We start from the raw sequence: 21928 nt of genomic DNA, 5'->3' as shown, positions 1-21928 counted from the left end.
TCCGGCGTTTCTTCATTTGCAGTACTTGTCTGGCCTACTCCTGCAGCCGCGCCAGCCGGACCGGAGCGCTGCCGGCGCCGGGCGATCGGATCATCGACAGGCGGCACGGCATCGACAGCGCCGGCCCGATGTCGCGGATCTCCGTCAACTCAGTATCGCGGGCAATGATGATAAGGTTCGACCGCCGCCCACCCATACTGCCGGTGGATGGATCATCCGCGCCGATACGCCGCGGCGTATCGAAATGCTGCCCCACACCCTGGATCAGCAACAACTCGTCGCATCCCTCCACCACAACCAGCCCCTTGACTCGCAGCAACCGCGCCTCCAGGTAACCGGCCAGGTTCTCCAGCCACGCGGCGAGCAATGGCCATGCAACCGGGCCATTCCACTGCAGTGCGTACACATTGATGCGAGGATGGCCAACCGTACCCTCCGCCAGGAAGGCAGCAGGACTGCGCGGGAGCGTGGCCTCCCCTACCTCAGCCTCGTCGAAGGCACGCTGAGCGCGTCCGTGCCGGTCGCGCTCAGCCACCAGCGCGGCCATGGGGCCTAGTGCTCGAACCAACGCCGTAGCTTGCCCGATCTGTTCGGAGTCGGCGACATCCATCCGCGTCAGGACGATCACGTGGGCAGCGGCAAGTTGTGCGGCAGCGAGACCGAACTCCTCCTGATCCGCCATTGGCCTGTCGCAGGCATAGGTGGTCACCACACGCACGCGCATGTGCAAGTGCGCCAGTTCGGAAAGGCTGCGCAACACCGAACTGGGATCGGATAGCCCACTGCACTCCAGGATCATGCGCCGGAAGCCCGCGGCGCCGGAGAGCCTCCGCGTCTCCAGCATGGCCTCGATGGTGTACTGCAGATCATTGGTCAGGCTGCAGCAGACGCAGCCGTTGCTAAGCGTGGCCATTGGCACGCCCGCGGTCACAGCGATCAGCGCACCATCGATATTGACCTGCCCCACGTCGTTGACGATGACAGCCGTGCGGCCATCATCATCGGCGGCCAACAGGTCGCCCAGCAGCGTGGTCTTGCCGCTGCCGAGGAAGCCCGACAGCACTACGAACTCGGCCGGCGCTTCCATTACTGCTTCTCCTCGGCGGCATTTGCCGCTGCCACCATCCCTTCAACGTCGTCCAGCAGTTCCTGGGTGTCGAACACCATACCGTCCTTGATGGTGGTGCGCAGGCAGCGCTGCCAATGACCGCGCTGACGCACCTCGTCCAGCCGCAGCGCACCCGTGCCATAGAGCAGTTTGAAATCGTCGAGCGGATTGCTGTCATGGACCAGCAGGTCCGCACGCTTCCCTACCTCGACCGACCCGGTTTCCGCCTCCAGCCCGAGCAACTCCGCGCCGTGGTAGCTTGCGGCGCGCAGCACTTCCAGGGGGTTGAAGCCCGATTCCTGCAGCAGTTCCAGCTCGCGCACGAAGCCGAATCCGTAGACCTGGTACATGAATCCCGAATCGCTGCCGGCACAGACGCGGCCCCCGCGGTTCTTGAAGTCGCGCAGGAAGTGCATCCACAGGCGGAAGGTCTCGCGCCACTCGACTTCGTTCTGCGTGGTCCACCGATACCAGTACGATCCATGGCCCCCGCGGTGCGGCTCGAAGTACTTCAGCAGCGTAGGATCGGTGAAGCGCGCGTGCCAGTCGGCGCGGCGGGTACGCATCAGGTCGCGGTTGGCATCGTAGACGTTCATGGTGGGCACGAACGTGTGCCCGGCGGCAAGAAAGGCGTCCAGCACCTGCTCCCATTTCGTGCTGCCGGGTTGTGCAGCCTGCAAGAAGGTGGTGCCCGCCGTGGCGAAGCGCAGGTATTCGTCGTTGTAGTGATAGCCCGAGGGAAATGACTGGACAGTGCGGTCCTCGAACAGAGCTTCCGGTAGACCGTAGGAATGTTCCGAACTGGTCAGGCCCCACTGGGCCGTGGTCAGCGCATTCATGCGGCTGACCGCCAACGTAGCATGGTGGCAACAGGTGCGCAGCCCAAGGTTCCGCGCCTCGTCCAACGCGGCCTCCATGACCGCAGGGGGCGCACCGAAGAACTTTACGCCGTCCGCACCTTTGTCGGCCAGCCGGCGCAGCCACTCGCGTGCGGCGGCGGGGGTGTGGATGGTCTTCAGGTAGTCATTGATGGCCGGGAAATAGGCATAGGCGTACAGGCTCGGTGCCGCGATGCGGTGCGCAGCCGAGGCGGCCTTCTGCTCCAGCGTCCAGGCCAGGCCATTGAAGCAACCAGCCTCCCGGACGGAAGTCACGCCGTGTGCCAGCCATAGCTTGTACACGTAGTCCGCGCCCGGCATGTTGCCGCTTGCCGCGTGGAACGGCGCGCCGATGTGCGCATGGCTGTCGACGAAACCAGGGGTGACAAAGCGACCTTCGCAATCGATCTCGTGTTCCGCTTGCGGCGGCCTGCGCTCGGGACGGATCGGCAAGCCAGGTGTACCGACGCTGACGATGTCGGCGATCCGGTTGCCTTCGACCACAATGTCGACCAGGCCCCAGGGGGGGGCGCCAGTGCCGTCGATCAATGTAGCAGCCCGCAGGACCATGCGAGGAAACGGTCCCAGGCCACGATCGCGGCTGCGCGCTGGCGCCACGCCAGGCAGCCCGTACTTGGCGAACCCCGCCACGATTTCCTCGCCGATCTCAATGGCAGCCGGCTTTGTTTTTTCCATGTCAGTCCCTTCCAGGTTGATATCAGCTCCGCGGGCCGGCGCGGTTGCCGATGCTCACCGCCACCGTGACCAGCACCGCGCCGATCATCGTGGCAACATCAATGCCGCGGCCAAGGAACAAGCTGACGAAGAGGGTGGACACCACCGGCACCGCATAAGCCAGCAGCGCCACCTGATGAGGATTGCCCTTCTTCATCGCGTAGTCCCACAGATAAAAGGCACCGCCCAGCGGTCCGAGCGACAGGTACGCCAGGGTAAGCCAATGCCTGGGGGCCAGCGATGGCATCCCACCGCCCAGCGCAAGCTTGTCGTACGCAGGAAGCTGGCCAAGCACCGCATAGGCTGCAAGCGAAGCCAAGCCGGCAAGCAGGCAGTAGAGAGAAACGGTGGCCGTGGGTACCTCGGCGAAGCGCCGCGACCAGACCGAGAAATAAGCCCAGATCAGCGCCGACACGAGTGCAAGCGCAAAACCGACCCCTGCGCCGGCACCGAACACCGGTACCGCTCCAAGGCAGGCGGCCGCACCGGCGAAGCCGAGCACGCCGGCGCCAACATGGCATCGGGTCAGCTTGTAGCCTTGCAGCATGAGCGGTGTCAGTAAAATGATGAACAGCGGCCACAGATAGTGCAGCAAGTTGGCCGCGACGGGATCGGCGGTCTTCAGGCTCAAGAAGTAGAGCGCGTGATAGCCCAACATGGCCAGACTGCCCACTAGCACGGCACCCGGCTCCAGCCGCCTCCAGGCAACCCATGGCAGCCCGATGATGCCGCCCCCAGCCAAGGCCACGCCCGTGGTCAACAGCGGCGACAGACCGAGCAAGCTGACCACCGACACGGCGAGCGTGCTCCAGATCAAGAGCGCGCAGACCGCCAAGGCCATGGGCAGCCACGCTCGGACCCTGGGAGTGCCAGAAGCGTCGGCGTCATTCAGCTCGGCATTCGACTTCTGCGCCCCAGCTATGGTCGTGGCAGCCTCCGGCACGCCCTGAAGCAGGGTAGCGGCCTCCCCATTCACGCCTGCTCCCCTGCGCCCAGTACGAACACTGCAGCAGCACTAGGTGCCAGTGACACGATCTGCGCAAGTGCGGTAGGCGGCACGCCTTCGTCCTGGCATAGAAAGGCAAATGCCCCTACGGTTCGACGGCAAACCACCACTGGCACGTTGACCAGCGTGCGCGTGCCAAGCGAGCGCAGCAGTGCGTGATCAGGAAAGTAGCGAGCCAGGGCGACATCGCCGGCGGCAACCAGTACGCGCTGCTGCTGCAGGACATGATCCGCCCATTCGCTACCCCCGAGATGCTTCCAGCCCCCCACAGGATAGGCCGAAGGAACGCTGGAATAGAGTCGGCGCACGTCACCTGGCCCGTCTGCGCCGTTCACCGCAGGCGCCTTTGCGACCAGGGCGGTCATGTGGAGAAAAGGCATCGCCTTTGCGGCGACTGCGGCAAAGCGGGCAAAGGCGTCCTGCACCGACTCACCACCTCGCACGGCCGCCGCAGCCTGGCCCGCCAGCGTACTGTCGACGCCGGCCACGTCGGTCTGCTGTGGCCGGATCCCAGTCTTCTCTTGCGCCAGCGCACCAAATGCAAGCAGTGCCAATCCGCTCCCGGTGGAAAATTGTCGTCGATTCATAGCGGGCCTCCACGTTGTCGATGGAAAGAGCATAGATGCGACGCGCGCCAAGCACTTCCAACGGACAATATGAATCGCGGAGCCTTCTATCCTACGGACCATACTATCTTGCCTAGTGCCGTCGATAGCCGGGGGATCAAACTGCATCACATGCGCTGCGGTAGCACTACCCAAGGCAGTCGTGCTGGCCGTGGTACCGGCTCGACCGGCGAGGTAAGGCCCGGATCGAGTTGGCATTCTCTGATGGCGCCACGCGATGGCGCAGGTGCAGGCGGGCCCGGGATCTCACAGGATGTCGCCGAACACCGGCCAGGTTACCGGCCACGGCCAAGACGCGCATTTGCGTCGGGTAGCTGCACGCTGGTAGAACAGCATCGGCGAAACTCCTGCCAAACGTAGCACAATGGGACCGCCGTCTGCTACGGATACACTGATGCGGCTGTGAGTTTCGATGTCTATCATCGCCTCACTGCCACGAAGGCGTCGCACGGCGTGAGCCGCTTTGACGCCTTGGTGGCAGCTTCACCGCAAGCCTGGTAAGCACGCGCACCACGGGCAATCCCCGACCAAACGCGAAAATTGGTGGACTGGCGGCCGGTTACACCGTTGCTTGTTCGGCCGCCAGATTCTTTGAGTGAGGGTCGCCTATCCCTGCCATGCCCTGCACCTTTGCCAATTCGATGCAGTCAGCGTTGCTTGCGCATACCGACCTCGGCCACGCTGAGCCTCACGCCCACCAGGTCACCGGTGCGTGAGCCGGCGGCATAACCGACTAAGCTGAAAACGTTGACGTTGCTCGCCGCCTCATGCAGCCATCTGAAAAATCGATTGGATTTTATGACGCGAGATGTGCGGCGTGCTGTGGGGGGATTCACACCGAACAGTTTGCGCAGAAGACAAGCTCGTTACGGACAAGAGCGACCGTAAAGAACTACATGGTATAGGCTCGTTCCGAGCCCGATGATGATGTGCTGACGCGCTCTCTCCAGGATTGATCGTATCTCTGATCACGCCTCTCATCCTGACGGATACCACCTATTCATAGCACTGCGTATCCCGTCATTCCTACTCTCAAACCGAAGCCAATGCGGGCCTTCGTTTGTAGCATGTTCGGAATAAATTAACTTCTCTGGCTCTACTCGGATTGAGTCGATGCTGTTTCGCTGCAGGCCTAGATGGCACACGGAAGCAAGGAGAATCTGCGGGTCCGTGAACGTAAGCATCTTGTCGATCTGCTCAAAGCTGCGCTGCTTTTTGCCAGCCTCTTCATCGCTCCGGGGGCTCTGTCCATCGATTGCTCACATCGGTTGAGTCGTTTGCCTTCTGCCCTCGAAGTCACTAGGGCCAGTGATGGCCACAATAATAAGCACCGTTCAAAGGAGACTAGATGAACAATTCAAGGCATTCGCTTGCGCACGGACTAAAGCAGAGACACATCACAATGCTATCAATTGGCGGAGTGATCGGAGCAGGACTCTTTGTTGGCTCAGGCCACGCAATCGCTGAAGCTGGCCCGGCGGCGTTGCTTGCCTATATGTTCGCCGGTCTACTAGTGCTGCTGGTTATGCGCATGCTTGGGGAAATGGCCGCCGCATCCCCAGACACTGGATCATTCTCTACTTATGCGGATCGGGCAATAGGCAGGTGGGCCGGGTTCAGTATTGGCTGGTTGTACTGGTGGTTCTGGGTTTTGGTTATTCCCCTCGAGGCGAATGCCGCCGCCACGATCTTACACTCGTGGTTCCCAAGCATCGCCATGTGGGTCTATGCTCTCGCGGTTACCTTTTTGCTGACCTGCGCCAACTTGGCTAGCGTCCGTAACTACGGTGAGTTTGAATTCTGGCTCTCGCTACTAAAAGTAGTCGCAATTGTTGCATTTTTGGCTGTGGGTGGCGCCGCAGTGCTCGGCTTGATACATGGCAGCGAGGTATCCGGCATTTCGCAGTTGACCAGTCAAGGCGGGTTCATGCCTCACGGACTGGGCGCGGTCTTCGCCGCAATGCTCACGACGATGTTTAGCTTTGTAGGAACGGAGGTAGTCACGATCGCTGCGGCAGAGTCACCAGATGCCAAGCGGCAGATCATCAAGGCCACGAACTCGGTAATCTGGCGCATTTGTATCTTCTATCTCGGATCGATCTTTATCGTCGTCTCACTTGTACCGTGGCAAGACCCGCTACTCCCCACACACGGGTCATACCAGCGAACGCTTGAACTGATTGGGATCCCGTATGCGAAGCTCATCGTCGATGCAGTTGTTCTTGTTTCTGTCGCGAGTTGCTTGAACTCCGCGCTCTATACCGCATCGCGAATGCTGTTTTCGCTCGCGAGTCGTGGGGATGCGCCCGCCGCAGCGGCACAAACAAATGCTCAAGGTACACCGGTCTACGCCGTGCTTGGGTCAACAGCCATCGGATTCTTAGCGGTGGTTGCGAACTACGTAGTTCCGGAGCACGTGTTTGCAACACTGATGGCCTCATCCGGTACCATTGCGTTGCTGGTCTACTTGGTTGTCGCAATTTCGCAGCTTCGCATGCGATATCGGACGTCGCGACTCGGCATGCATCTTGAATTTCAGATGTGGGGATTTCCTTGGCTAAGCTGGGTAGTAATCATCTTCATCTGTGCGGTTCTGGTACTCATGATGCTGCGGCCGGAACATCGTTACGAAGTTGGTGCCACCGGGATACTAGCTGTCATAGTTGTCGCCGCCGGATGTTGGCGCGGCTGGCAGGTCAATCGTACAGCGGTCGCTGTCTCGTAGCAGATCTCCTAACGAGAGGCTCAACAGCGGCGGGACGAATTGGCGAGCCTCCCAATATTCCTATCGCGTTCTGCTCTCGAACTCCGCTCAGTGAATGGAAGCCAAGTGTCCCACCCCAAAGCTGGAGTTGTGCAGAGCCATTCGAACGACAGCTCCGCCCAGACAACGGGCTTTCGCGCTGCGACCGCGAACGTTGCATTGTCGGCGGTAAGCCCCCCACGCCGTACCAATACCAACGGTCCTCCGAGCTGGTGCTGATTGTCCATCCTTCGCTATTCAGAAGAGATCAGCGGGCGCCTGCGCCATCTGCCTTTCGTCTTCCGGTACTCCCAAGCGCTGGAAGTCCTCCTTGCTGGCCGGCGAGTCGCTCCAACGAGCGCTTGGGTTGCGCGACCACGAAACGGATCACGGCCACCTTTCCAGGTCGCGCGTGGATGAGCCTGACCTTGCTGTACCGCGCCATGGATGACATCCATCGGGCAGGCGTGATCGAAGCCGCCGCGGCCAATCACCTGCGCGTGGTGGCCACAGGCCACGTGCCGATGCACGTACGGTCGCGCAAGCGGCTCCATGACGTGCTGAGCGCCATCCGCCTGGGCAAGGCCGTGTCCGATTGCGGGTATCAGCTGATCCCCAACGCAGAGCAGCACCTGCGCTCACGCCCGGCTGCTGACCGAATCGCAGCACATCGCCAATCTTTGCCAGTTCTCGTCGGATGAGCTGCGCTATGAGTATCCCGATGAAGGTAACCCATGCCGGCGGGAATCATGACCGCGGTAAGCGCGAGCCCGGCGAACAGATCCTTCGCCAGCCAGGCTCTTTCATAGTCGCGCAGCGTCGCAAGGGCTGGGACCAAGCGCAGCAGGTGACCTTCCCACCTTGAGGCAGGCGGTGTGGAGCGATCGGGGAGCCTGTTCATATTCCTGCTTTGTTCGAAGGTGCCGGAAGATCAGCAAGTAAATGCCTCGCCTCTCTCGCCGCTGACAGATATATAAAGGCCATCCGCATCAATGTGTGCATTGCCAGCCGTGTCGATGAACTGCAACCCGATTTCCCTGCACTGATTTGCAAAATACGGAGTGAGGTGCTGCGTAACAAGAAGCCGGGGACCGCGCCCGGCCGATCTGGCGCGTGCTAGGGTCAGCGCAGTCGCGCTTCTGATCGAACTCTTCCAGTCGACTTCATAGCGATGGCAGACGTTTTGCCGCCTTAGTACGATGTGTCGTGGGTTGCTCTGTCAGCCATGTCCGTGTGTTCAGTATTTTGACTTGTTCATCAAATCTGAACGCCGTCTAGTATTGAACAATGTGTTGTTCAATTTTCCTTTTGTTCGTGATGTATGAACAACACAAAATATTGAACGATCGCTCAACGTATGGTGCCTATGGACGTGATCTCCATCTCCGGCTCCGATCAAAGCGTGTGCTGAAAACAGCATGTCAATTGTCGAATGAAACTTTGTCCGTTTGTGTCGTCTATACTTGACAAATCGATCGGAAATTCTCGCCATGAACCCTGCCCTCCTGGGTAATACGATTCAACACAAGCGGATCGCCCTCGGCCTGACCCAACAGCAGCTGGCGGATATGGCCAAACTGTCGCGCCAGTCCCTAAACGGCATCGAGCATGGAACCGTGAACGCCACGCTCGAAACGCTGGGCCGGCTGATGGACGTCCTCGGCCTGGCGCTTGATGTGTACGATCCCGAAGCCGACCGCCAGGCCAGGGGCACGCCGACCCGCGCGCTATGGATGGCCGCAAAGGGCGCAAACGTCAGTTACGCCGGCGAACTCACACCTGATCAGCTTGAATGGGCGCTGGCCACTGGCGAGGTGTCGGCGGAGTTTCGGCCGCAAGTAGCCCAGATCCTGGATGAGGCGCCACTGCAGCTCGTCACCAAGGTAGTGGCCGAGGTGGCGGCGAAGCAGCATCGGAAACCGGCCGACATTTGGAAAAACCTCAGACGGCTCGCGCAGTCATTGACGGCGACACGCGGAGGACTGTGGGCATGAAGATTGAGCTTCAGGGTGACATCTGGGGAAGCCTATTCCCTCACGCCTCCACGCCGATGGCGGAGGTCAGGAAGCACGGGGGTATTGAGCCGTTCTGGACCTTCGGGCGCGAGACGGTCCTGTCCGATACCCTCTCGCTTTCTACGTCAGTGCACTGACTACAATTGTGCAACAGCTTGTTGCGCAGTTTCAGGCTTGGCGAACGTGCACCTGGCTGTACCTCCATTCGAGCAATGGGCCTCGACTTGGTGATCGCGCCAAAGCGGGGACTGACTAAGCCGCAATGCGGTAGCTTTTTGTGCTCTGGCGATGAGGGAAGCGGCAGCTCAGGACTCCATACACCGGGCACGCAGCGTCTCGTCAGCATCCACAACGTCTTCGGAAATAGGTCGATTCTGCAGGCGTTTGTGCATGGCCTCGCATCGGATCAACATCATCGCCGCGGGATCCTCCTCACCGCCGGCAATGCCAGCCTCAGCAGCGACTCGCAGATATACTTGCCGGGAGGCAACGGCGACGATCACAAGGATGGCGCCGACGCCGACGGCTCGGACTGCAATTTGGAGGTCTTGCCCTATGGCTAAATTGGACCGTATAGCAGGAGGTGATTGGCAGCGAGACTACACGAGGATGTCTCAGGACGGTGCCACGCCGTTGCGGGATTGACACAATCCGGTTCGCCGCGGCGGGTCGGATCGCTCGTTGTGTGACACCACATGGCAGTTCTGAAGAAAATGCCCCGAAAATCGATCACGGCCTTACCGAACGGCCGCTACAGCTTGATAAGCGCACCGGCCGCCTAGCCGAATGGGTCCGGGAGTTGCTTGCGCGGCGGCATTCCAACGTCGTCGCCTGCGCGCTGACCAACAAGCTGGCTCGGACGGCGTGGGCAATCGCTGCCCGCAACTCCGTATTCGCCGCGGGATCGACGGCTTCTTCGGCCTAAACATTGGCTCTACTTTCGCTTTACAGATCACCCAACTGGTTTTGCGACGACTGAAAATTGATGACGTGAACGGCACAGTGGCCTGACGGCGAACCTGTTCAGAAAACAAGTCTTCGAGACTGCTTCCGTTTTTAGGACCGCCAGGCGCGAATCTCATCGTGGCGCGGGGAGCCATCCCCAGGACGACGCCGAATAGATTTACACAAGCCAACAACGACATCGAAAATCAGTCTTGCAAAAATGGGGGTGACCATAGATTTCTGAAGCGATCCCGAAAAGGACGATTACCCATTGATGCGCGGCCGCGGTTCAATGCCGAGTCGCTGAGGCTGCAACCGGCAAGGGCGACGTCGACGCCACGGTCTATGCCGCTCCGGCCGCGCCAGAGAGTTTCCAGTTGTAGGGCGCCAATTCCTCGATCGGGTTAATCGGATGCGGTCCGGAGGAAAGCACTGCGTCCGCTGCGCAGCAATTCTATTCTCCGGCCGCCTAACCTGATCCACCTGTAGACCCAGTAGCCTCTTGACGTCTCCTACTGCGACACCAATATACGGGGGGCGCCTCCCGTGCCCGATGCCTCATCACGACGCGTGCGTTGGGGTATGGTCAACTGATCACGGGTAACTCTCGGTTTGACGAGAAGTCCTTTGCCTGCCGCATCGACCCCATGAACGGCAAACGCGTCTTTGGCCAGATCGTCCCCGAGGCTGCGGTGGAAGCCGCAAGTCGGCATCGAGGCGCAAACGCCATCACGACCACAGGAGGGGAAGCCCCATGCCCATTGTCACCGTGGGTATTGTGGAAGTCCCCTCCATTCGATGACCCCTCTCAGGACCCAGGACATCTTCAAGCGTTGATTTCTCAGGGCTGCTGACCAAGTTTGTAGCACCTTCCTTGTCTTGACGGTGCCCCGTCGTGACACTTGCTGCAATCGCCGCCAAGTGGGTGCTGCTAGCGTATCGCAGGTCGTGCGGAGAAGTGGCTATACGGCCTCACCCGGATCGGGCTCCATAGCTACACCATGCGTCCACCCCGGCACGTTGATGTAATAGCGCACCGCTTTACCCACACCGTGGCTCCACAATTGCCCGCCCGTGACCATCTCCGAAAGGTCGCGTGTAGCCGTGGCCTTTGAGACGCCGGTCATCTTCATGTACTTCTCAGCGTTCAGGCCGCCCAGGAAGCCACCGTCCCCGTCGTCGAGAAGGCGCTGCAGCACCTTGCGCTGCCGCTCATGAATCCCGCTGCCCTCATACGTCTCCCAAAAGCGCCTCTTCTCGATCGCTTGGTCGATGACTTGGCTCGCGGCATGACATGCCACCGTGCATTGGCGCGCAAACCACTGCACCCACGATGTCACGTCGGCGTCACCACGTTGAGCTTGATTGAGGGCGTCGTAATACGCCGAGCGCGAGGTCAGTAGCTGCCGCGAAAGACTGTAGAAGCGCACCGGTTGTCGCAGATGCTGTGCCATGGCCATATCAACGATGGCCCTCCCAATACGGCCGTTGCCGTCCTCAAACGGGTGAATGCTCTCGAACCATAGGTGCGCAATAGCAGCCCGAGCGAAGCCATCGATCAGCTTACTGTCCGACGTCAACGGCGAGGCCTGCGCAGGCGAGGATTCAGCAAACCACGCGAGGAAGCGCGTCATCTGCGCTGGCACGTCCTTTGATGGGGGTGCCTCGTAATGCACCACCTCACGGCCTGGCGGACCGCTTACGATTTGCATCGGATCATCATGGTCGCGGTATCGGCCGACGGCGATTCGGTGGATGCCGGACGTGCCGCCAGGGAATAGCGCAGATTGCCAGCGGTACAAGCGGTCCTTATCCAGGGGCAGATCAAACGCTGTTGTGGCATCGCTGATGACCCCAACCAGACCATCGACATGGCGGTCGGTGGGCCCCGACGTCGCCAAGCCAAGCCGCCTCATCACTGACGACCGGACAACATCGAGCGACAGGCGCTCCCCTTCAATGGCGGCCGTGGCCACCACCTCATCGGATAGCGCATCCAGCGCGACCTGGCTGGTACTTCCAAGGCCAATGGCCATGGCCTTGCCTTCGACGACACCGTGCATCCGGTAGGCCTCCGCCAAGTCAGGCGCGATCATCTGCGCGTCATAAATGAAGTCAGGCCATTCTGCGCGGCGCCAGATCCAGGAAGAATTCGTACTCATGAGCCGCATTTTGCCATATTCGGCTCACATAGTGCGCCGCTTTTCAAGATTTGCGGCTCACGTTCGACGCCACATGTGCGTGTTGTTTGTTGTGTCCGAGACCGGGCGTTATGTCAAATGACCCGGCTTGCCCGGGGGAGATGGAGTCCTCCCGTCGGTTTGCATAAATTTGTTCCCGGTTTTTGCAGAATTTTGTTCCCGACCCCAATGGGCACCCTTGGCTGGCGCGCTGGAGAGCGCGCGTCGGCGCGCAGGCACGGCCAGAAAGCGGAAGTTCACCGAAGTTCGGTTTGGGGTGGCCGGGACGCTTTGTGTGCGCGACGGCCTCAATGGCCGGGCCTTCTCGCCTCCCAATCAGCAACTGACTGGTATGATGCGGCCAACAAAAAAGAAGGCGATAGGCGCTGTAGGGAGGCCTTGTGACTATTTCCATCCGTGACGTGGAAGGCGTGCTTCAGGCTCGCTCACTCACGAATCCATCGCTTGATGCGCTGAACCCGAACGACCAGTCGTATCGCGCGATCTTGCTCCAGCCTGCCGGCCCAATATTGGCCGACAACACTCGCATTGGTCCGCTCGACCTCGCCTTCGCCGACACGCAGGCGACGAAGTTCCTTGAGCTGGCTACTGCGAAGGGACATCATCTCGTCGTCACGCCGGAGTACTACCTCCCCATCGAGACGCTCCTGAAGTGTGTTCAGGGAGCCACTTTCCCGGCCGTTGGAGCCCTATGGGTATTGGGCTGCGAAAGCATGACCCCGGTGCAACTCGAGAAATTCGAAGCGGACTGCGCAGGGTATTGCGATGTCGTCTTCGAGAAGGACACGGCCGCTGCCGTCCAAGGCATCTACTACGACCCGGTGGCGTACTGCTTTGTCACCAAGGACAACGGTGGCGACAACCGCCGGGTCGTCCTCCTGCAGTTCAAGACGATTTCGTCGCGCGACCCGCACTTCTTCGAGAACAAGAACCTCCGCTGTGGAAGTGTCATCTACCAGTTCAAGGGCGCAGGCGACGAGCTCGCTCTCTCGACCATCATCTGCTCCGACGCGTTCAACGTCTCGGCCGACGAGAAGGTCCGCAGCAAGTTGGCACGCTTCGCGACGCTCATCCACATTCAGCTGAATCCAAAGCCGAGGCACACCGACTACCTGCGATACCGCATCGACACCTTCAGCAAGAACAAGGACCTGAACAACTGCGACATCGTCTGCCTCAACTGGGCTGAGAACATGGTTCAGTACGACGCACCTGGCGGGAAGCATGAAACGTGGAAGAACGAGAGCGGCTCGGCATGGTACATCTCCGACCATCGCTGCTCATCCAATGATGACGAGGTCGAGAACAACGAGCGGCTTGGCCTCTACTACTCAAGGCACATCAAGCACCGCCACGTGCTCCACTTTCACTTCAGCGCGGCGGCGTTCGAACTGACGGTCGCGAAGGTCGCTCAGGTTGGCTCCTATGTGCACGACAACCATCTCGGACCGAAGGTGGATTACCGGTACACTTGGGACGAGGAGCATCAGGAATGGACGTCCGACGCCAAATGTCCGGACCCAGGCCTCTCCAAACTCTTCGCGCTCACGCCTCACGTTGAAACGGCCTTCGCGAGCCTGAAGTCCGTGGAAAGCCGACTGCAGGTGGAGCGAGCCATCGCACTGTCCTGTGGCCTCGCGAAGAGCAAGGTAAACTGGTTCAAGGCTGGTGAGCTGGACGCATGCAAATTGGGCGAGGACGAAATCGTGCGTCGCGCAACCCTCTGCCTCGACCGCGACGTCCCGGCGCGAAACGCGCGAGAAAGTCGAGTGAAGAGCGTTGCTGCGCTCAACGCCATCCTCAGCACGCAGAAGCTGCCGCGTCAGATTCTCGACCTCGCCGGCGGTGGCGCGCGAGTCATGTGGCAGGCTGACTCCCCTCACACCAACGTGTTCAAGGACGGTTCGCAGCCCGCGTTCGTGGCGTACCTGGGCATGGACCCGAACCCTGACACCGTGCGCAACGTGAGCGATGCGGCGTTCGAGCTTCTGCGACTCGAGAACAACGACAATCACAAGCACCGCATCGCGGTTTGCTATCACACGATTGACGGCCAGCCAGAGTTCGCGAAAATCCCGCAACTCACAGACATCACACATGACGGTGGCAGCGCCACGTCTATCACCGAGGGGCTCTAAATGGAAGAACTTCAATCGGCTCGCCAGAAGGTCGTGGAACTTCTGGGAGAGGTGAAGGACGTGGAGGAGGCAGTGGTACGCGCCGAGCGCCGTCACGACGGCAAGTGCTACGCCATTGCGTACGTCGACCTTGCCGACAACGTGGTTGGCCGCGCCGGCGAGCTTCATGACTTCCAGGAGCGCATTCTGGGCGACGACTTCTTCGGCACGCCTGGTGACCTGCGATGGAACAAGTACCTCTACATCGTTGCCGGCCCGAAGTCGCTGAGCCATGACGGCTTCGAGAGAGCGAAGGCAGCGATTGAGTCGGACAAGGAATACGCCCGCAAGCGCGTCGTCTCCGAAGAAGAACTCGAAGCTTTGCTGAGCGCAGCCCAGCACTTCACACCAAGCACCGCAGGCAAGGACTTCAACGTCGTTGCCGAATGGGAGAAGCGCCTCGCCACCGCCGACCTGGATGAACTGCTCGACCGTCCCACGCGGAAGGACGTCGTTGAGCGCATTGGCACTCGGTCCGCCAAGCGCGTGCCCGTTGCCGACAGGACCCTGGCGCTCAATCCAGCCGACAAGCCGCTCGCCCAGAAGTGGCTTGCGTCCATTTCGATTGATAGGTTCCGCCCAGTCCACGACGGTAAGTCGTACACCTTCGGCCAGGTCACCCTCATCGTTGGACCCAACGGCACTGGCAAGACATCTCTGCTTGAGGCCGTCGAATACTTCTACTGCGGGCAAAACCGCAGGCAGGGAAATGCAGTAACACCGAAGATTGCTGGCTCGTTGGTCGGCAACATCGTGCCACTGTCCGCCTCCACGGAGTCCGCGCGCATCAGGGCGCGCTGCTTCAGTTGGTACAACCGGGACGAACGATTCGCGAAGTCGATTCTGGGTGCATTCACCCGATACAACTTTCTCGACACCGACGCGGCGTTCAGACTCTCGACGGAACTCGAACCGTCGGAGATTCCGGATGATTTGAGTCGCCTGCTCGTCGGTGCGGATGCCTCGACGATTTGGGACTATCTCGGCAAGATTTCGCCCGAGGTCGAAACCGCCCATGTGCGGGCAACAATGAGAGTCGACGAGAGTCGGCAGAAGCTCGAGGCTGCTCAGAAGGAGCTCAAGGACTTGCAGAGTCGGCCCTCCAACGGCAAAGCTCTCACAGAGGCGTTCCGCGCCGCCTTGGATAGGCTTCGGTGGAAGGCCCCCAGAGCTACAACGCCTCTCGCTACAGCGGAAGAAGCAAAGGGCCTCCAGGAAGCGCTCGGCCATCTTCAAACGGTGCTCGCAGCCGGTTCAGCCGCAGTGTCTCTAGACGCAATTACGGCGCGCGGCCGGGAACTTGACTTGGCACTTGCCAAGGCTCGTCCGCTCGAAACTGAGCGAGAAAGGTATGCAGAGGAGATGAAGCGGCTTGCTGAGCAGGCAATCGCCAGTGAGCGTGCCTCTCAAACCATGGACCGTTGGCTTACTTACGTGAATAGCGGCTTCTCCGTCGCCCATGCCCGTGTCACGAACGCGAAAGCAGTGGCCGATACCGCACTGGGCCAACTCGGCGTGTACGCGAATGGCGAAATTCCCGAGGTGCCTGAAGAGTACGGAGCCGTGTCGCTGGAATCCGCCCTTCGTGGTGCGAACGTGGAAGTTCAGAGCGCCACTACCCAGGTGACCAATTTGGAGAGGCTGGCCGCCAACTTTGGAAAGGCAGCGTCTGCGCGCGCGCAAGCGGCACGCCAACTGCGAGCAGCGGCGCAGGCTTCCTTCGACGCCGGCCATCCGAAAGATGATTGCCCCATCTGCCGGGCCAAGTATTCGCCTCAGGAATTGGATGCTCTCGTCGACCAAATCACCGACACGCTTGGACAATCAAACGAACTCACAGAGGTTATTGCCCAACTTGCCGAGGCTCGGAAAAATCTCGAACATCTTCAAGGCTGGGTCCGTTTCTTCCAGTTTCTGCAGAGGATTGCGGAGGCCATCGACCTAGCACCAGACGCGGTCTGCGCAGCGATTCCCACTCGACTGGTAGAACTGAAAGCCGGGCTAGCGCAGGCCGACTCTGAACTTGTCGCAGCCAACAAGGACTGGGAGCAGCTCGCCAATTCCGGTATGACCACGAACGAGCACGACCTCCTTCGGAACGCGCTATCCACGATGCTGCTCTCGCCAGAATCGGAGCTCGATGCGGGAGCTATTGGTGAAGCACGCGGCAAGCTTCTTGAAGCTGCAGCTGCAGCTCGGAAACTTGAAGCTCAGAATCTCGAATCGATCAACCACCTTTCAAGACAGCTTGCAGAAATCAGCACTACAGCCACCGTGGAAGGTTGGATGACGCGAGCGCAAGAGAACGCTGGCATGCAGTCTCTGGTGATCATGCAAGGCGAAATCGCATCGGTTCAGAGTCGAATTGGCGCTTTGCAAGGGCTCATGGATATTGACGGCGGCATACCCCTTGCTGAATTGAGCGGGGGGATGGTTGGCGCCGCTCGAATCCATTCGGAGGCGATGCAGGCCGCCAACATTGAAAGCACGGCGTCGGAGAGCATTTCCACGCTCGTCAAGCGGGTTGAGCAACTAAGTGGACAGTTGACACGAGCTTCGGAACACGCGGAAAACTATCAGGCCGCCAAAGAAACTTTGGAACTGCTCCGCACGGAATGCTCACTTGAGCGCGCAACGCAAGAATCGTTGGACGCCATCAGTTCTCAGATAAATGAGATTTTCAGTCGCATCCATGCTCCGAACGAGTACGAATATGTTGGGCGGGGAGATGTGTTCCTCCAAACATCCGCCTCACACGAGAGACGTACGCTTGAGCAGGTAAGCACCGGGCAGCGTGCAGCTTTTGCGCTGTCCGTGTTCTTGGCGATGAATCGCAGCGCGACCACGGCGCCGCCGGTCATTTTGATTGACGACCCGATTGCACATATCGACGATTTGAACGCACTGTCATTCCTCGACTACTTGCGCGATTTGGCCGTGAACTCGAATCGGCAAATTTTCTTTGCGACGGCAGACACTCGATTAGCTTCGCTCTTTGCGCGGAAGTTTGGCTTCCTCGGGGAATCGTTCCGGACAATTCAACTTGTACGTGAGTTGGCTGCAGGTCCGATCCTCATCTAGTCGACGGCGGCCGAATTTGTTCGCAAGTTCGGCAATAAATTTGGTCGAATCAGCGCGGACTCGCGGAAGCGCTTCACCAAGATACTCAGCGACGCGGACCTTTTAGCAATTCAGCTCTGGCTGGAATTGAGGCGGTTCAAGCCATCTGGGTGTTGGCCCTTGGCTCAAACGCTGAGCTTCTGCCTGTCGAACACACGCTCTGCGAGGCTCGATTCCCGTCCTGGGCAGCTCATCAAGACAGGCCACGCGACGACGCACGTTATGACGACAGCTAGCCCAGCCAACTGCCAGGCTGCGCTGTATGAACAATCTCTCCGGCAATGCTCTGTAGAAACTGCTCTGGCAAAACCCGCTCCCAAACACTTAAGGATGCCTTGACCAGTGCAAGATATTGGTCCTCGTCCCCACCTTCAATTCGTCGCCATGCGCTTGGCATATAACGGACTAGGATCGACAGTGCATAGAGTGTCGTCACAGCGATAGTTCGGTACTCACGCATTCCGCCTACGGCTGGGAGAAGCAGTGTCGTGCTGTGACGAAACGGCGATGCGTGCGTCGGCATCACGCTCCACCAAAGATCATGTCCAACGTGATCGACTCGTGCACGGAAGGCACTCCCCTTCCCGTCCTCTGCCACAACGCGCTGTATCTCAGCCAGCGGCCAACCCGCAGCATGGATTCGGTCGATTTCGACCAAGCCGGATCGGTCAAGCAATAACGCATATGTGCTTTCAGCGCTCTTCGTAGTTCCACTCCTAGAACCAAACCCGTTTGAACTTGTGTCAAGAACAGGAATAATCCAGCTTGGCGCACTACCAAAGACCTCCGAGAAAAGGTCGTCGATTTCAGGCATAGACGAAAACAGTTCCTGCAGTGTGCACTGCATTCCTGGAGGCAAGCTTTCCAGATCACTCATGCTTCTCGGCTTCTTTTTCGGGAAGGTTGTGTCTTGCCCCAAAAACGCAAGCCACTGAGGCAAGAAGCCTGTAGCAAGCACACCCACGCGCAAATCAGCAAAACCACCACCCGAGTTGGCCAGGGCATACAAGCCGTGCCCTTGCTTGGTCATTCCCTCGACTTCGTCCAGATCCGCAGGGCCCTCAGGAGAAGCAAGCATCTCAGCAAATGCAAATGCGAGACAACCATAATAAAGACCGAGAATTCGCTTGTTCAGCTTTTCTGCCGGTGAAATTGCTACGTAGTCGATGGCGTTCCTCATTGAGTACGCAATACCGGCCGCTTTGCTCTCCACCTTCTCCGGCTGCAAGACGATACCGACGTGAGCAGCACGCCGTTGCACGAGTTTGCTCGCGAGATTAACACTGGTGAACTGCTGCAGACGAGCCAAGATGCCTTCGATAGGGTTTTCGTCAGTGATGCGCCTAACTGCCAACTTCGGCCTGTCTGTTGCAGATGGCGAGCGATCGGGCTCGACCTGCTTGTTCAAGGCAACCAGCAGAGGGAAAAAGTCTCCCAATGGTTCCACAGGCACTTTTACGCCGTGCGCGAAGCTCTCGACCATATAGGGTTGGCCGTGGAAGAATATATGCTCGACTCGCTCCTCAAGATTCTTGTAGTGCGTGTTATCCGATGCACTGCTGTAAAGTACGGCAATTCGAACGTTGCGCCCCTTCTTTGATGCGGTAAGTTCTAGACTCGATTGATAGTCATGCTCCTGAACTATGTCTGCCTCCCAACCGTGGGAACGGAATGGCTTAAGCACCGTTTGCTCAACGTCCCGCCGCAGGATAGCAATTCGGGGATTATCTTCACCATTCGACCTCATCATTGGCACCTTGTGAGTGAAAATCCCGGCAGCGCATAATTGCATCTGACATGGGTGATCTATTCAATGGGAAATCGCTAGGAATGGCATCGCTCTGCGCTTCAACTCGTCGCCTTGAGCAATGAACCATTGCCGTAGTTGCTTTCTTTCTTCTCTATGCTGAGCCTTCACCTCCTGTGGCTCGTACAAGAGTTCACTTGGCTCCATAAGGGAAGCGAGAACAGATGCCTTCCTGTACAGCAACTCCAAATACTGTGCAAAATCTTCGTCGAAGAGCCAGGCTGTAGTTCGCGTGTCATCCAGAAACTTGAACATTGCTTCGTCAGTCGGCTTCCGCTGAGTGACTACGTGACCGATCAGATTGCCGGCAGTCTCATACACGGCTAGCCGATGATCGAACAGGTCCAGCTTCAGCTTGTTCCTGTTGGTTTCCCATTGTCGCCAGGCAATGTAACCTGCGATGCAGCCAATTATGAGGGTTGCAACCGCAGAAAACAGCGGAGCGAGCGCCTTCACGACCTCAAGCCAATAGGGCAGAACTGTGGAGGTCGTGCTCGACATGCTGTCTGTCATGCGGCGCGCGCTTTGGGACAGAATCGGGGCGCAGAATTGCGCCCAGGTTGGGCTTTCCATCATGGACTATCGGCAGGCTCGTGGTGCGATCGGAGCATTATGCCTTCACGGATCTACCGCAAGCCAGCTACCGGTCCAGCAAGCTCTTCCCGCCGGCAAACAACATCGACTTTTTGGAACATCGACATACCCCGAGCCGTCGGGGTGGGATCTCACGATCAGGCCGCCAGTGGCCAAAACCTCCCACGCGATCTCCTTAAGCAGGTCTTAGACATTCAGCGACCTCCACGCGGTGCGGCCAGCCCGGGCTGGTATCGATGGTAACGCGGATCTTGAGGGTCGGCCATCCCTCTATCTGTAGCATCTGTAGCGGCTCAACGTAGTGAGATGTATGGCGCAGACTACCGGCGTTGCGTGACTGCGAACTCCGAAGCCATTACTGTCTTGCTGCTGGCGCCGGTGTACGAGGCATGCAGCAGTACGGCCTCGGTTACCCCCAAGAAGTGGGGAGGGGCGCCACCCCTACATTCTGTGTGAGAGCATCTCGGATACCCCCTGCCCGTCCCCCTGGGCAACGTCTTACCGCCCGTGGACCGTGACAGGGGCCTGTCCAAACTTGGCATCGTCGCCTCGCCTCGGGAACCTGTTATGTGCCGACACCTCGCCATGCTCGCGTTGACCGCTGGCTTACTGACGGCCTTCGCGTCACCCGCCGTCGCGCTTCCTTCGCTTGGCAGCCTGATCTATCCGGGAGACTCGATCAACGACAACATCGACAGAATGGAATCCGCATTGCGGGCCTTGATCGAGCAGTTTGGCCAGACCGTCGATGCCCAGACGCTCAAGATCATGCAGCGCATGCTGGCCACACTCCAGTCGGCGCGCTTCGCCTATAGCGACATGCTCGACGAAACCGTCGACAAGGTGGGCAGCGAGCGCGCGAAGGCCCTTTATGACGTCCACAACCAGCTGCTCGAAGTGCAGAAATCGCTCGACGGCGTGGCCAACACTCTGTCGCAGGCCGAACAGCGCGCCAGCAACACGCTGATCAGCATCACACGCGCCCCGCGCTATCCGCTGCTACTGGACTTCGACCCGACACTCTACCGCCCGGATCTTTCCTCGCCCTTGCAGGTGAGCGTACGCGGTCAGCATCTCGGGCACCCGAACAATCGCCTGCAGGTCAATGGCGTCGAATACGCCCCCGCACAGGCCGAATCAAATGACGCCAGCTTTCTGGTGGATCGCTCCGCCCTGACGCCCGACGCGAACGGTTTCGTGCAGGTGGGCTTCCGCGCGCAACCGATCGACAGTTCCTTCTGGAGCTGGCTGCCGTGGCACCAGCCGCCCGCGCCGGTGGAGTTCAAGCTGCTGGTGCGGCCGCTGGGCGAGACCGTCGGCCAGTACACCGTCGAAACGGAATATCCGTCCGCCAAGGATCCCTATGTAGTCACGGACCTCGTGCAGAACACGTGGCCGGTTAATCCGAGAAACACTGTGATCTGCGTGGACCCGCCCCCGGGACCCGCTTTGATCCGGGATATACTACATTCAACGACCCGCCGAAGAACTCCATTTTCACGCCGGCACGGACCGAAAGGTTCTTTGGCGGCGGCGGTGGGTTTTTCGGCGGGGTGTTCGGGAATGGCGGAGGATTGGTCGAATTCCCGGCGAGGACCGACGCTGGCCCAAATCCGGTTGCCGAGATCTCGTTCAAGAGTGCCGAGAAAATCTGCCTGCGCGCACTGTCGCCAGTGACCGCCCCGCGCCAGCACACGCTGGTGACGAGTCTCAAGGTGCGCCTGCGCTACACCAAGCCGACACCTGAGCAGTTCAGCGCAAGCGGCACGATTCCATGGAGCCGAGACACGGCCGTCGGCCTGCCGCTCGGCTTCCGGGGCTTCAAGCTCACGGTGGACTTTGCCAACGGCGAGCGCCGCGTCTTCAATTCGGCCAAGCCGTTCGGCCCGCTGGATATCCAGTTCGATCCCAACTCGCGCACGCTGGTGCTGCGTCCGCAGTACTGAGGCGCCAGCGCGCCATCGATCCGGAGA

General features: G+C 59.6%; 15 protein-coding genes and 1 pseudogene. 9 read left to right on the top strand and 7 right to left on the bottom strand.

Annotated features, from left to right (window positions below; genetic code table 11):
- Positions 1 to 34 precede the first annotated feature (34 nt).
- From AC1RQK_RS10795 to AC1RQK_RS10780, 4 genes are all read right to left on the bottom strand, one after another.
- The gene (locus AC1RQK_RS10795; protein WP_492809052.1) at positions 35 to 1087 is read right to left on the bottom strand and encodes a CobW family GTP-binding protein; all 1053 of its coding nucleotides are present in this window, start codon (positions 1085 to 1087) and stop codon (positions 35 to 37) included.
- Positions 1087 to 2682: an amidohydrolase family protein gene (locus AC1RQK_RS10790; protein WP_492809050.1), complete on the bottom strand. Its 1596-nt coding sequence runs from the start codon at positions 2680 to 2682 to the stop codon at positions 1087 to 1089. Before AC1RQK_RS10790 ends, AC1RQK_RS10795 begins: the two co-directional genes overlap by 1 nt.
- Before the next feature lie 22 nt (positions 2683 to 2704).
- Positions 2705 to 3562, bottom strand: a complete 858-nt coding sequence (locus tag AC1RQK_RS10785; RefSeq protein WP_492809048.1) for a DMT family transporter — start codon at positions 3560 to 3562, stop codon at positions 2705 to 2707.
- Between the two features lie 131 nt (positions 3563 to 3693).
- Positions 3694 to 4314: a hypothetical protein gene (locus AC1RQK_RS10780; RefSeq protein WP_492809047.1), complete on the bottom strand. Its 621-nt coding sequence runs from the start codon at positions 4312 to 4314 to the stop codon at positions 3694 to 3696.
- Between the two features lie 1387 nt (positions 4315 to 5701).
- Between AC1RQK_RS10780 and gabP the strand changes: the two genes are divergently transcribed.
- From gabP to AC1RQK_RS10755, 5 genes and pseudogenes are all read left to right on the top strand, one after another.
- A complete protein-coding gene (gene gabP / locus AC1RQK_RS10775) occupies positions 5702 to 7078 on the top strand; it encodes a GABA permease (RefSeq protein WP_492809045.1) in 1377 nt (458 codons plus the stop codon).
- Between the two features lie 434 nt (positions 7079 to 7512).
- Positions 7513 to 7797 carry a hypothetical protein gene (locus AC1RQK_RS10770; RefSeq protein ID WP_492809107.1) on the top strand — a complete coding sequence of 95 codons (285 nt, stop codon included), beginning with the start codon at positions 7513 to 7515 and terminating at the stop codon, positions 7795 to 7797.
- Between the two features lie 789 nt (positions 7798 to 8586).
- Complete coding sequence (locus tag AC1RQK_RS10765) at positions 8587 to 9090, top strand: helix-turn-helix transcriptional regulator (RefSeq protein WP_492809044.1); 504 nt, start codon at positions 8587 to 8589, stop codon at positions 9088 to 9090.
- Between the two features lie 233 nt (positions 9091 to 9323).
- On the top strand, positions 9324 to 9674 hold the full coding sequence (locus AC1RQK_RS10760) for a hypothetical protein (RefSeq protein ID WP_492809043.1): 351 nt from the start codon (positions 9324 to 9326) through the stop codon (positions 9672 to 9674).
- 191 nt (positions 9675 to 9865) lie between these two features.
- Positions 9866 to 10036, top strand: a pseudogene (locus AC1RQK_RS10755) (IS110 family transposase); the annotation flags it as partial.
- 982 nt (positions 10037 to 11018) lie between these two features.
- On the opposite strand, the gene AC1RQK_RS10750 reads toward AC1RQK_RS10755, so the two are convergent.
- Positions 11019 to 12218, bottom strand: a complete 1200-nt coding sequence (locus AC1RQK_RS10750; protein ID WP_492809041.1) for a Fic family protein — start codon at positions 12216 to 12218, stop codon at positions 11019 to 11021.
- Positions 12219 to 12637: 419 nt separating this feature from the next.
- On the opposite strand from AC1RQK_RS10750, the gene AC1RQK_RS10745 reads away from it, so the two are divergent.
- On the top strand, positions 12638 to 14395 hold the full coding sequence (locus AC1RQK_RS10745) for a hypothetical protein (protein ID WP_492809039.1): 1758 nt from the start codon (positions 12638 to 12640) through the stop codon (positions 14393 to 14395).
- Positions 14396 to 17515 (top strand): AAA family ATPase, encoded by a 3120-nt coding sequence (locus AC1RQK_RS10740; RefSeq protein WP_492809037.1) that lies wholly within the window; start codon positions 14396 to 14398, stop codon positions 17513 to 17515.
- Between the two features lie 271 nt (positions 17516 to 17786).
- Here AC1RQK_RS10740 and AC1RQK_RS10735 read toward each other — a convergent pair whose 3' ends face one another.
- Complete coding sequence (locus AC1RQK_RS10735; RefSeq protein WP_492809035.1) at positions 17787 to 19304, bottom strand: YaaC family protein; 1518 nt, start codon at positions 19302 to 19304, stop codon at positions 17787 to 17789.
- A gap of 60 nt (positions 19305 to 19364) precedes the next feature.
- Positions 19365 to 19937 carry a hypothetical protein gene (locus tag AC1RQK_RS10730; RefSeq protein ID WP_492809034.1) on the bottom strand — a complete coding sequence of 191 codons (573 nt, stop codon included), beginning with the start codon at positions 19935 to 19937 and terminating at the stop codon, positions 19365 to 19367.
- 603 nt (positions 19938 to 20540) lie between these two features.
- On the opposite strand from AC1RQK_RS10730, the gene AC1RQK_RS10725 reads away from it, so the two are divergent.
- Positions 20541 to 21632, top strand: a complete 1092-nt coding sequence (locus AC1RQK_RS10725) for a hypothetical protein (RefSeq protein WP_492809032.1) — start codon at positions 20541 to 20543, stop codon at positions 21630 to 21632.
- Positions 21629 to 21901, top strand: a complete 273-nt coding sequence (locus AC1RQK_RS10720; RefSeq protein WP_492809030.1) for a hypothetical protein — start codon at positions 21629 to 21631, stop codon at positions 21899 to 21901. Before AC1RQK_RS10725 ends, AC1RQK_RS10720 begins: the two co-directional genes overlap by 4 nt.
- Positions 21902 to 21928: the final 27 nt, after the last annotated feature.

This window comes from Cupriavidus sp. GW822-FHT02D05, from assembly GCF_058802485.1.
This window is presented reverse-complemented; position numbering and strand designations above follow the sequence as displayed.

What these genes read in the sequence shown, in the direction of transcription:
- AC1RQK_RS10795 (WP_492809052.1), bottom strand. Translation starts at nt 1,087, where the DNA reads ATGGAAGCGCCGGCCGAGTTCGTAGTGCTGTCGGGCTTCCTCGGCAGC.
- gabP (WP_492809045.1), top strand. Translation starts at nt 5,702, where the DNA reads ATGAACAATTCAAGGCATTCGCTTGCGCACGGACTAAAGCAGAGACAC.
- AC1RQK_RS10730 (WP_492809034.1), bottom strand. Translation starts at nt 19,937, where the DNA reads ATGATGGAAAGCCCAACCTGGGCGCAATTCTGCGCCCCGATTCTGTCC.
- AC1RQK_RS10760 (WP_492809043.1), top strand. Translation starts at nt 9,324, where the DNA reads ATGGGCCTCGACTTGGTGATCGCGCCAAAGCGGGGACTGACTAAGCCG.
- AC1RQK_RS10725 (WP_492809032.1), top strand. Translation starts at nt 20,541, where the DNA reads ATGCTCGCGTTGACCGCTGGCTTACTGACGGCCTTCGCGTCACCCGCC.
- AC1RQK_RS10780 (WP_492809047.1), bottom strand. Translation starts at nt 4,314, where the DNA reads ATGAATCGACGACAATTTTCCACCGGGAGCGGATTGGCACTGCTTGCA.
- AC1RQK_RS10740 (WP_492809037.1), top strand. Translation starts at nt 14,396, where the DNA reads ATGGAAGAACTTCAATCGGCTCGCCAGAAGGTCGTGGAACTTCTGGGA.
- AC1RQK_RS10785 (WP_492809048.1), bottom strand. Translation starts at nt 3,562, where the DNA reads ATGGCCTTGGCGGTCTGCGCGCTCTTGATCTGGAGCACGCTCGCCGTG.
- AC1RQK_RS10750 (WP_492809041.1), bottom strand. Translation starts at nt 12,218, where the DNA reads ATGAGTACGAATTCTTCCTGGATCTGGCGCCGCGCAGAATGGCCTGAC.
- AC1RQK_RS10765 (WP_492809044.1), top strand. Translation starts at nt 8,587, where the DNA reads ATGAACCCTGCCCTCCTGGGTAATACGATTCAACACAAGCGGATCGCC.
- AC1RQK_RS10770 (WP_492809107.1), top strand. Translation starts at nt 7,513, where the DNA reads ATGAGCCTGACCTTGCTGTACCGCGCCATGGATGACATCCATCGGGCA.
- AC1RQK_RS10790 (WP_492809050.1), bottom strand. Translation starts at nt 2,682, where the DNA reads ATGGAAAAAACAAAGCCGGCTGCCATTGAGATCGGCGAGGAAATCGTG.
- AC1RQK_RS10735 (WP_492809035.1), bottom strand. Translation starts at nt 19,304, where the DNA reads ATGATGAGGTCGAATGGTGAAGATAATCCCCGAATTGCTATCCTGCGG.